This is a genomic window from Arthrobacter sp. NPDC056727 (assembly GCF_042790555.1).
Lineage (GTDB): Bacteria > Actinomycetota > Actinomycetes > Actinomycetales > Micrococcaceae > Arthrobacter.
Map to the genome: position 1 here is coordinate 20298 of NZ_JBHTZA010000037.1, position 10286 is coordinate 30583.

Annotated in this window: 11 protein-coding genes and 1 tRNA gene; 5 read left to right on the forward strand and 7 right to left on the reverse strand. The window is 66.7% G+C overall.

All coding sequences use genetic code 11. The annotated features are described in order from the left end of the window. Window position 1 precedes the first annotated feature (1 nt). The 3 genes from ACFRAH_RS22980 to ACFRAH_RS22990 all read right to left on the reverse strand — a co-directional run bounded on the left by ACFRAH_RS22980 (window position 2) and on the right by ACFRAH_RS22990 (window position 3404). Window positions 2-1237 carry a polysaccharide pyruvyl transferase family protein gene (locus ACFRAH_RS22980; RefSeq protein ID WP_377993218.1) on the reverse strand — a complete coding sequence of 412 codons (1236 nt, stop codon included), beginning with the start codon at window positions 1235-1237 and terminating at the stop codon, window positions 2-4. A gap of 193 nt (window positions 1238-1430) precedes the next feature. Next, window positions 1431-2912 carry a catalase gene (locus tag ACFRAH_RS22985; RefSeq protein ID WP_377993219.1) on the reverse strand — a complete coding sequence of 494 codons (1482 nt, stop codon included), beginning with the start codon at window positions 2910-2912 and terminating at the stop codon, window positions 1431-1433. An 18-nt stretch (window positions 2913-2930) separates the two neighbouring features. Next, the gene (locus tag ACFRAH_RS22990) at window positions 2931-3404 is read right to left on the reverse strand and encodes a Fur family transcriptional regulator (protein WP_377993220.1); all 474 of its coding nucleotides are present in this window, start codon (window positions 3402-3404) and stop codon (window positions 2931-2933) included. A 76-nt stretch (window positions 3405-3480) separates the two neighbouring features. Between ACFRAH_RS22990 and ACFRAH_RS22995 the strand changes: the two genes are divergently transcribed. Further along, window positions 3481-4752: an MFS transporter gene (locus ACFRAH_RS22995; protein WP_377993221.1), complete on the forward strand. Its 1272-nt coding sequence runs from the start codon at window positions 3481-3483 to the stop codon at window positions 4750-4752. A 59-nt stretch (window positions 4753-4811) separates the two neighbouring features. Further along, the gene (gene htpX / locus ACFRAH_RS23000; protein ID WP_377993222.1) at window positions 4812-5681 is read left to right on the forward strand and encodes a zinc metalloprotease HtpX; all 870 of its coding nucleotides are present in this window, start codon (window positions 4812-4814) and stop codon (window positions 5679-5681) included. Between the two features lie 124 nt (window positions 5682-5805). Here the strand turns inward: htpX and ACFRAH_RS23005 are convergent, their stop codons facing one another. Continuing rightward, window positions 5806-6261: a GNAT family N-acetyltransferase gene (locus ACFRAH_RS23005; protein ID WP_377993223.1), complete on the reverse strand. Its 456-nt coding sequence runs from the start codon at window positions 6259-6261 to the stop codon at window positions 5806-5808. A gap of 119 nt (window positions 6262-6380) precedes the next feature. Next, window positions 6381-6872, reverse strand: coding sequence for a YajQ family cyclic di-GMP-binding protein (locus ACFRAH_RS23010; RefSeq protein WP_377967068.1), 492 nt, complete (start codon window positions 6870-6872; stop codon window positions 6381-6383). Between the two features lie 198 nt (window positions 6873-7070). Here ACFRAH_RS23010 and ACFRAH_RS23015 point away from each other — a divergent pair, with 198 nt between their 5' ends. Then, window positions 7071-7325, forward strand: coding sequence for a hypothetical protein (locus ACFRAH_RS23015; protein ID WP_377993224.1), 255 nt, complete (start codon window positions 7071-7073; stop codon window positions 7323-7325). Between the two features lie 118 nt (window positions 7326-7443). Beyond that, a tRNA-Tyr gene (locus ACFRAH_RS23020) sits at window positions 7444-7525 on the forward strand. Window positions 7526-7595: 70 nt separating this feature from the next. Here ACFRAH_RS23020 and ACFRAH_RS23025 read toward each other — a convergent pair. Beyond that, a complete protein-coding gene (locus ACFRAH_RS23025; RefSeq protein ID WP_377993225.1) occupies window positions 7596-8330 on the reverse strand; it encodes an ion channel in 735 nt (244 codons plus the stop codon). A 35-nt stretch (window positions 8331-8365) separates the two neighbouring features. Further along, entirely contained in the window at window positions 8366-9385 is a 1020-nt protein-coding gene (locus ACFRAH_RS23030; protein ID WP_377993226.1) for a LysM peptidoglycan-binding domain-containing protein, read from the reverse strand. A 397-nt stretch (window positions 9386-9782) separates the two neighbouring features. Between ACFRAH_RS23030 and trxA the strand changes: the two genes are divergently transcribed. Then, complete coding sequence (trxA, locus tag ACFRAH_RS23035) at window positions 9783-10220, forward strand: thioredoxin (protein WP_377993227.1); 438 nt, start codon at window positions 9783-9785, stop codon at window positions 10218-10220. Window positions 10221-10286 lie beyond the last annotated feature (66 nt).

Consider the following 10286-nt stretch of genomic DNA (forward strand, 5'->3'; position numbering starts at 1 on the left):
TTCAGTGGGCTCCAGGACGGATCTTGTTCTTCCGCGGCGCAGCGAGTGCCTTGTTGAAGAGCTTCGCGGCGCCGGCTGTCAGCGATCCGGCGGTCAGCGTCCCGGACGCCGTGGCAGCGGACTGGCCAGGCAACGGCGGATAGATCTTGTCCGCCTCGGCGCGCTTGCGGGCCACGAGCGCCGGCAGCCCGTCTCGCAGCGAACCGCGGTCCGCCGGGATTCCGGGGTCGTCGCCGTCCAGCGCCAGTGACCAGCCGCTGCCCAGGGCCGTCAGCGACTCGTGCTTGACGTCGTAGTAGCCCTTCTTCACGCCGACGGCGATGCCCCTCGCACCTGCCGACGCCGCCAGAAGGTGGAAGTGGAAGCGGCTGGTCACCCACGTCTGGTGCGCGGCCAGGGGCAGGCCATGGGCCCAGATGTGCAGGAACGGCAGGAACCGTTCTTCCGGAATGAGGTCCGCCAGCTGTTCGTAGGCGACGCGGTCGGCGCCTGGGATGGCCTCGACGTAATAGGCGTTGGTTCCCTTGCTGACGGCCTTTTCGACGGCGGCCCTCGCCAGTTCTACGGCTGTTTCGAACCGCTCCGGATCGGCGGTGTCGCTCTGGATGCAGACGTAGAGTCCGGGTTCGGCGGTGGTGCGTGCGATTTCAGCGGTGACGCCGAGGAAGGCATCGTCCAGGTCCTGGCTGATGCCGTAGGCCCGGGCGCCGGCTTCATCGCGGGCCGACGCGTGCACAAAATCCTGGAACAGGGGCATTTCGGCGGGCGCCGACGTCAGCTCGGGCATGAGTCCCTGGCCGGTGGCAATCAGTCGGACGCCCGTGATTGCGTGGACGGCACGCATGGCCAGCACAAGTCCGGCGTGGTGGGACCAGTTCTCATTGATGAAGCCGCCGCCGATGAGGTGCAGCGATTGGGCTTCCCGCAGCTTGAGGAGGCCCAGATCGTAGGAGGGGGAGCCGAGGCCGGTGACGCGGGCCCTGATGATCTCCGCGGCCTCGTCCAGCGGCATTTCAGCCGTCTCGTGCACCAGCCGCCACAGGGTGTTGGTGACGCGCAGGCGCGGATGCAGTCCTTCGAAGAGGACCTGCGCCAGGCCGGGCTGGGGGCAGTCCAGCCAAACGTCGGCATCGGGCCGAACTTCGGCGAGATATTTCAGCCACGCGGCGGCGATGAACTCGTCGCCGAAATTGGGGTTGCCCGAAGGGCCGATCAGATAAAGGGGACCCGACTGCATGCTGTTGACTATATCTTCCCGACGGCGTGAAGCCCGCGTCGGCGGTCGAGGTTTCGGCGGGCTCAGCCGGTTCGGCAGGCTCAGACGGGCCCGGCTGAGCCGGCAGCAACTGCCCAGAACGCAGGGAACCCCGCCGCGGCCGTGAATGGGTCACTGTGCCGTGGCGGGGTTCCCTGGTGTTTGCCGGGTGGTGTTAGCCGATCTTGTTGGCGGCTTCGGCGTCGGAGAGGGGTGCTGCGCCGAGGTTGGCGCGGAGTTTGGCGCCGAGTTCGGCGTCGACGTTGGTCCAGTACGCGATGGCGCGTTCCTTGATGTCAGCGCGCTTGACGCCGCCCACGGCACCGGTGATGGTGTCCAGGAAGCGGGCCTTCTCGGCGTCGTTGTAGACCTCGCGGTACAGCGCACCGGCCTGGACGAAGTCGCCGTCCTCAGCGTGCAGGGAGTGCGCGGCGTGCGTGAGCGCGCCGTCGTTCTCCCAGCCGCCGCCGACAACATCGGTGTCAACAGCAGCGGGGCCGCCGAAGGTGTTCGGTGCGTAGACCGGGACGGTGGGGGCGTTGAACAGGAACCGTCCGGCGCCGTCCTGGCTGTAGTTGCTGACCGTGTTCTTGGGCTGGTTCACGGGGATCTGGGCGTGGTTGGTGCCCACCCGGTAGCGGTGCGCGTCGGCGTAGGAGAAGATCCGGGCCTGGAGCATCTTGTCCGGGGACGCGGCGATGCCGGGCACGAAGTTCGACGGCGCGAACGTGGCCTGTTCGATCTGCGCGAAGTAGTTCTCCGGGTTCCGGTTCAGTTCCATGGTGCCGACCTTGATCAGCGGGTAATCGCTGTGGGGCCAGACCTTGGTCAGGTCGAACGGGTTGAACCGGTAGGTCTTGGCGTCCTCGTACGGCATGACCTGCACGTGCAGGTCCCAGGAGGGCAGGTTGCCGGCTTCGATGTTTTCGTGCAGATCGCGGATGTAGAAGTCCGCGTCGGAGCCGGCGAGGGCCTCGGCCTGTTCGCCGGTGATGTTTTTGACGCCCTGGTTGGAGTGGAAGTGGTACTTCACCCAGAACCGCTCGCCTTCGGCGTTGATCCACTGGTAGGTGTGTGAGCCGTAGCCCTGCATTTCGCGCCAGGAGGCGGGCAGGCCGCGGTCACCCATCAGCCAGGTGACCTGGTGGGCGGATTCGGGGGACAGGGTCCAGAAGTCCCACTGCATGTCCGCGTCACGCAGGTGCGTGCCGGGCAGGCGCTTCTGGGAGTGGATGAAGTCCGGGAACTTGATGCCGTCGCGGATGAAGAAGACCGGGGTGTTGTTGCCCACGAGGTCGTAGTTGCCCTCGGTGGTGTAGAACTTCACCGCGAACCCGCGGGGGTCCCGCCAGGTGTCGGGGGAGCCGTTCTCGCCTGCGACGGAGGAGAAACGGATCAGCATCTCGGTCTCGACGCCGGGCTGCAGGAACGCGGCCTTGGTGTACTTGGAGATGTCCTCGGTGGTCTTGAACGTGCCGAACGCGCCGCCGCCCTTGGCGTGCACCACGCGCTCCGGGACCCGCTCGCGGTTGAACTGGGCGAGCTTTTCCACCAAGTAGTGGTCCGTGAGGATGATCGCGCCGTCAGCACCGACAGCCTTGGAATGCGCGTCGGACGTGACCGGCGCGCCTGACTGGGTCGTTGAAATGGCAGTCATTGTTCTCCTATTTCCTAATTACTTGTTATTTACGTTTGCAGGAAGTTTTTGGGCCCGCTGGCACTCTCCGCAGATCCCCTGGTACATGACATCCGCGATCTGGATGGTCATGGGGTGGGAATCCTCGCTCCAATGCGGGGTGAGGCACGGTGCATGGCCGACAGCGCAGTCGACATCCTCCACCCGGCCGCAGCTGATGCAGATCGCGTGGTGATGGTTGTCGCCCACCCGCGTCTCATACAGCGCCGGCGAATGCGGGGGCTCGAAGCGGCGCAGCATCTGCAGGTCCGTCAGATCACCCAGCACCACGTACACGGACTGCGCCGTCAGTTCCGGCAGTTCCTCGCGGGCAGCCGCAAGGATGTTTTCCGCCGGGGAGTGCGGGTGATGTTCGACGGCGGCCAGCACAGCCAGCCGCTGCTTGGTCACCCGTCGGCCGTGGGCGCGCAGGGCCGCGGCCCATGCTTCGTGGCTTTCCGGGTGATCGGTCATGACTCCATTGAAGCACTTATTTTGACTAGATCACAATAAGGCGAGGCTAAGTTCCTGCTGAGGCTAGAGTTGCCGGGTGGGAAAACTTCTGGCCGACATCACTCCGCTGCGCGAGAGCCCCGACTTCCGGCGGCTGTGGCTGGGGTCGGCGGTCTCCAACGTGGGCAGCCAGCTCACCCTCGTGGCGGTCGGCCTGGAGGTCTACCGGCTCACCCACGACAGCCTGTACGTCGGTCTGCTCAGTATCTTTGCCCTGGTTCCGCTGGTGCTGGGCGGCCTGCTGGGCGGCTCCATCGCCGACTCCCACGACCGCCGCACTGTGGCGCTGCTGTCGTCCGCGGTGCTGTGGCTGACCACCGGCGGGCTCGCCCTCCAGGCATGGCTGGAAGCCGGCAACGTGTGGCTGCTGTATGGGCTGGTGGCCGTGCAAAGCGGTGCCCAGGCGATCAACCAGCCCGCCCGCAGCGCCATCATTCCCGCACTCCTGCGCAAAGAGCTCCTGCCTGCCGCCAATGCACTGAACATGGTGACGTTCGGCCTGTCCATGACTGCAGGGCCGCTGCTCGCCGGTGTCCTGGTGGCCAGCGTCGGCTTCGGCTGGACCTACACCCTGGACGTTTTCAGTTTCATCTTCGCCTTCTGGGCCCTGCTGAAACTTCCGCCCATGCCGCCGGGCGGGGAGGCGGGACGGGCCGGGGTGCGGTCCGTCGTCGAGGGTTTCCGGTTCCTGGGCACGCGGCCCAACCTGCGGATGACGTTCATCCTCGACCTCATCGCGATGATCCTGGCCCAGCCGCGGGCCCTGCTGCCCGCCGTCGGAGCCCTCATGATCGGCGGCGGGGAAACCACCGTGGGCATCCTGCTGGCATCCGTGGCGGTGGGAGCCTTCCTCGCCGGGCTCTTTTCCGGGCCACTCGGCGCGATCCGGCGGCAGGGGAGTGCGGTGGTCTGGGCGGTCATGGGCTGGGGTGCGTCCATTGCCGCGTTCGGCCTGGTGGTGGTGCTGGCCGGGCGGTCCGGCTCGGGCGGAGTGACCCTGTGGCTGATTCCTGCGGCGCTCTGCTGCGCCCTGGCGGGAATTTCCGATTCCATCAGCGCGGTCTTCCGTACCACCATCCTGCAGGCCGCGACGCCGGACCACCTGCGCGGCCGCCTGCAGGGCGTCTTCATTGTGGTGGTCGCCGGCGGCCCCCGGCTTGGCGACATGCTGGCCGGCGGCGGCACTAAAATTCTTAGTGAGGGCTGGGTACTGCTGCTCGGCGGCGTCCTGTGCATCGTGGTGGCCTGGGCGGTGGCGCGGTGGCAGTCCGGCTTCTTGAAGTACGACGCGCGGAATCCCGTTCCGTAGCGGCGGTGACGGTTCCGATTTTCTGAGCTGTGTCCGACTTCTGAGCTGTGGAGGCAAAAGTGCACAATCACCACAACGGAATGAAAACAGCGGCGCTGTTCGGCGTGCTGTGGGCGATCCTGCTGGGCCTGGGAGCCCTGATCGCCGCCAACACCCGCAGCTCCGCACCGATCCTGATCATGGCACTGATCGGTGTGGGCACCACGGCCTACGGTTACTGGAACAGCGACAAAATCGCGCTCCGTTCCATGCACGCCTACCCCGTTTCTGAGGCCCAGGCGCCGCAGCTGTACCAGATGGTCAGGGAGCTCTCCGCCCGCGCCAACCAGCCGATGCCGCGGATCTTCGTCTCGCCCACCATGGCGCCCAATGCCTTCGCCACCGGCCGGAACCCGCAAAACGCGGCGGTCTGCTGCACGGAGGGAATCCTGCAGCTCCTCACCCCGCGGGAACTGCGGGGCGTCCTGGGCCACGAACTGATGCACGTGTACAACCGCGACATCCTGACTTCGTCCGTGGCCGCAGCGGTGGCGGGCGTCATCACCTCGGTGGGCCAGATGCTGCTGTTCTTCGGCGGCGGGGACCGTCGCAATTCGAATCCGCTGGCGCTCATCGCCATGGCGCTGCTGGCGCCGCTGGCAGCGTCGCTGATCCAGGTGGCCATCTCCCGGACCCGTGAGTACGACGCCGACGAGGACGGTTCGCAGCTGACCGGTGATCCGCTGGCCCTCGCGTCCGCCCTGCGCAAGATCCACCAGGGCGTCCAGGCGGCGCCGCTGCCGCAGGACCAGCGGCTGGTTAACGCCTCGCATCTCATGATCGCCAACCCGTTCCGTGGCGGCGGGCTCAGCAAGCTGTTCGCGACGCACCCGCCGATGCAGGACCGCATCAGCCGCCTGGAGCGGATGGCGGGCCGGCCGCTCAGCTGAGGGCCGCCGTCGTACTCGCCGCCCTGCGACGCATTCCGCATCCTGCGACGCGCAAAATACCTGGCGCGGCCGGAATAACCGTAGCGCGCGGAATTTTGCGCATCGCCAGGTAGGATGCGCGTCGTCAGAGGGAACGGGCGTAACAGACAGACAGGGGTTCGCCCGCGTACGGTCCGAAGTTGTCGATCCGTCGGTAGCCCTCACGCTCGTAGAAGCGGATGGCGTCCGGCTGCTCCGTGCCGGTTTCCAGCTTGAGTTCGGTCAGGCCCCGGAGGGCGGCCTCGGCCTCCAGGCTTCGCAGGACCGCTGTGGCCGCGCCGCTTCCGCGGTGGCCGGGGAGCACGAACATCCTCTTGATTTCCGCGGACCGGGCGTCCAGTTGGCGCAGGGCGCCGCAGGCAACGGCTGTGCCTTCGCGGTCCCGGGCCACCAGGAACACGGTGATGTCCTCGGCAGTGGGCGCGGACCCGGGCTCGTGGTCGTCGTTGCCGTAGCGGGCATCGAGTTCGGCCCGCTGCAGGCTGCGGAGCGTGGCCCCGTCCTCGGCGTCCCACTGCTCAGGGGTGACCGCGAAGTTCATGTCCTCTGTCCTTTCGTCGCGGCACGGAAAGCTGCCCATGACGCGCCAGCGGGCCGGCGACATCTGTATTCCAGTGTCGCCAGCCCGGTCCCGCGTGGCCGTGTGCGGCTGCGCGACGGCTAGCTGCGGAAGTTCACGAACTGGAGATCGGCCTCGTCGAAGTCTTTCAGCAGGGCCATGGTGGCCTGGAGGTCGTCGCGGGACTTGGACGAGACGCGGAGCTCATCGCCCTGGATCTGCGACTTGACGCCCTTGGGGCCCTCGTCGCGGATGAGCTTGTTGATCTTCTTGGCGAGGTCCTGCGCGATGCCTTCCTTGATGGAGGCCTCCAGCCGGAATTCCTTGCCGGACGCGTACGGTTCGCCGGTGTCCAGGGACTTCAGCGAGATGCCGCGGCGGATCAGCTTGGACTGCAGAACGTCCAGCACTGCCAGGACGCGCTCCTCGGAGTTCGCCTTCATCAGGATCTTCTCGCCGCTGAAGTCGACCTCGGCACCCACTCCCTTGAAGTCGTAACGCTGGGCGAGTTCCTTCTGCGCCTGGTTCAGCGCGTTGGCCACCTCCTGCTTGTCTACTTTGCTTACGACGTCGAATGTGGACTCGCCTGCCATGACTCTCCTTTGCTGGTGCATGCGTCGCCCGGGCGGTAAGGCTCCGGGCCGGGTGGGATATCTGGATTCCAGCGTAGTACGGATGGCGGCGAAGTGAAGGTGGGCCGCATTCACAGTTCACTCATAGCCAAGTCATGGCGGGAACGAAGTTTCGGTGCCCAGAGTTGTAGCAGTTGGAAGCCGCTCGGAAGGAAAGCAATGACCCATAAGGCCGTCCGCTACGTCACCAAGTCCACCGCCGCTGCCGCCGGGACGATCGCCACCGCCGCCTCATCCGTGGCCGCAGCTGCCGTGGCCGCATCCATCATCCTGAGCCCCGTAGCCGACGCCTCGAGCCGGATGGAGGGAGTGCAGGCGGACCTCCAGCGGGCCGTGCAGCTCAACCAGATCACCGAGGAGCAGGCCCTGCGGTTCGAGGCCAAGCTCGCCGGCCGGATCCTTGGCGAAGCCTGATTTTCCGGGCTTTTTCGGCCCGCAGATTCCCGATTTCATTCTTCGGCAGAAGTTCTGTAAGGTTGTCTTGCCCGCGGTTGATGGAAACACCGGCCGGGGTGATCTTCTTTTGAAGTTCGGCAGATTACCCGAGCGGCCAAAGGGGGCTGACTGTAAATCAGCTGGCAACGCCTACGGGGGTTCGAATCCCTCATCTGCCACATTTGAAAGACCTCCGGAACCTGATGGTTCCGGAGGTCTTTTGCTTTTCCCACCTATGCTTCGGAGAGCCTAGGGAGCTTGATCGCGTCGCAATTCGGCGATCTCGCGCCTGAGGGCGGCAACCTCGGCTGCCAGTTCGCCCACTTCCGTCAGCACTGGCTGCTCCGCCGATTCGGCCGCTGCCGCTGTCGTTTCTTCGACCCGCCGGACCAGCCACGAGGCGATGGCGGCCGTCACCACGCCCAGGACCGCTATGCCGCTCATCATCAGCGCCGCCGCCACAAACCGGCCCAGCGGAGTGACCGGGTACATGTCGCCGTAGCCCACGGTGGTGATGGTGGCCACGGCCCACCACACGGCGTCGCCGAACGTGAGGATCTTGGCGTCGGGGGCGGACTGCTCGACGTCGAGTACGGCCAGGGCACCGACGAACACCAGCAGGGCGGCCGAAGCGGCCACGTAGGTAACCACACGGCCCCGCAGTGTTTCGCCCACCGTCCGGTGAAGCACCGAGAGGAGAGTCAGCAGGCGGAGCAGCCGCAGGGGGCGGAAGAACGGCAGGGCGACGATCAGCAGTTCGTGCAGGTTGCGGACAAACCAGCGCCCGCGGTCTTCGGCCAGCCACAGGTTGGCCGCATAGTCCAGCACGAAAATGCCCCAGGTGGTCCACATGGTGGCCTCGAGCCACTCGGCTCCGCGGCCTTCCATCCTGCCGATCACCTGCCACGCGTAGGCCGCCAGGAACACGATGGCCGTTACCATCAGCGGCCATTCGGCGAGGTCCCGGTAACGTTGCTGAGTCATGGCCACGATCTTACGGGCGGCCTTTCGCGGCCCGGTCAGTTCAGCGCTATGACGAGCATCTGGGTGGTGCCGGGGATGCAGGTCTGCAGGACCGCTCGCGGGAATCCGCCGAACACTGCGGCGACGTCGTTGGTGGTCCCGGGGTTCGGCACCTGGCTGCGGGCCGAGACCCGGTACGAGCCGTAGCCCGGAATGTCCACCTGTTCACCGACACTGATCCCGGAGAAACGCGCCCAGCCGCCGCAGAAGTCGTGCTCTGTGATGAAGAGCGAGTATCCGTCGGTGGGCGTGAAATGGATGGGCCCGATGCAGGCATCCACCATCGCCTGGCCGCCGGCGCCGGCCACATAGATGGTCCGCACCGCAGGAGCAGGGGCACGAGCCGGGGCGGGGGCGGCTGCCGGAGCTGGTGCGGGCGCAGGTGCGGGGACCTGGACCGGTGCCGGTGCCGGTGCGGACACCGCGGGTCCGCTCAGCTTGAGTGTCTGGCCGGGAAAAATGACAGAGCTGGGTGCAAGGCCGTTCGCTGCCAGCATGCCCGCGGTGCTCACGTTGAAGCGCGCTGCGATGGAACTCACGGTGTCGCCGGCAACCACCCGGTACGTGGTGGGCCCGGGCGCAGGGGCCGGCGCAACCTTGCGGGCGGCCACTGTTTTCGCGGGCGCCCTGGCAGCGGCTGGTGCTTTGACCACTGCCTTCGTTTCCGGCTTGGCAGCGGCCTTCGCGGGTGCCTTTGCCGGCGCCGCTGTGGCGGGTGCCGCCGTCGCGGTTTTGGCCGGCAGGCCGACGGCCGGTGCCGCAGATGAGACCGCAGGTGCCGGCTGTTCGACGGCGGCCGGTTGGCCGAACGCGGTGGCCGAGCTCCCGGCGTCGGACGCCACCAGCGCGCCGACGCCCGCCGCCGCCGCCAACAGTGCAGCGGACACCGTTGCGGAGATGAGCAGCACCCGCGCGGCGGGCCGTTCTCCCAACGGTCCGTGCCGCCCTCGCACTGGCACGGCGAAGTTGTCGTGGCCGGAGCCATCTGGGGGCTCTGGCGTCTCCTGCTGGTTCATGGCGGACCTCTGCTTGATGCGCAGGCGGATATCCGGGTGCGCGGCGGACGGTGACGCGCAGACACAGGAGGCGCTGGGCCCATGGGGCGGAAGCACGGCATATGGGGCGCATGACCGCTATTCATGAGTGGTGCACGCTCGCTAACGTGCAGGCCCCAGCCTGATTCGAGTGTAGGAAGCACCGCGGGGGCGGTGCACGAGTAGGACATACTCGTTTTTGCGGGAGCGGGCACTTGTTTTCCGCAGAAACCACAAGATCTTCGGCGCGAACATACGCCCCGGAGTCCCTGCGCCCCGGGGGCAAAGGCGCCCGGGGCAGAATATTCCCGGTGACGCGGGGAGCGAACAACGCTGGCCGCCGCGGGACTTACGGACATGGCTCGCGTACGGTTGAACCATGGCTACCGTTGACATCACAGGTGAACAGTTCGCATCGACCATCGAGGGCAACGACATTGTCCTGGTGGACTTCTGGGCCGGATGGTGTGGCCCGTGCCGCCAGTTCGCGCCCACGTACTCGGCTGCTTCGGAGAAGCACCCGGACGTCGTTTTCGCGAAAGTGGACACCGAGGCCGAGCAGCAGCTGGCAGCCGAGGCGGGGATCTCCTCGATTCCCACACTGATGGCGTTCCGCGAGAAGGTCTTGGTCTTCTCGCAGCCCGGCGCGCTGCCCGCCGCGCAGCTCGAGCAGGTCATCGACGCCGTCAAGGCCCTCGACATGGAGGAAGTCCACGCGCACGTGGCGCGCTCCCAGGCCGAGGCCGCCGCAGCCGCCGGCAACAGCGCCGGAAAGAGCGCCGGGCCGCAGGACGGCTCGCAGATCCCCGACTTCTAAAGGGCACCTTTAAAGCAACGCGGGGTCACTTAGCGCCCAATAACCGTACGGTATTGGGCGCTAAGT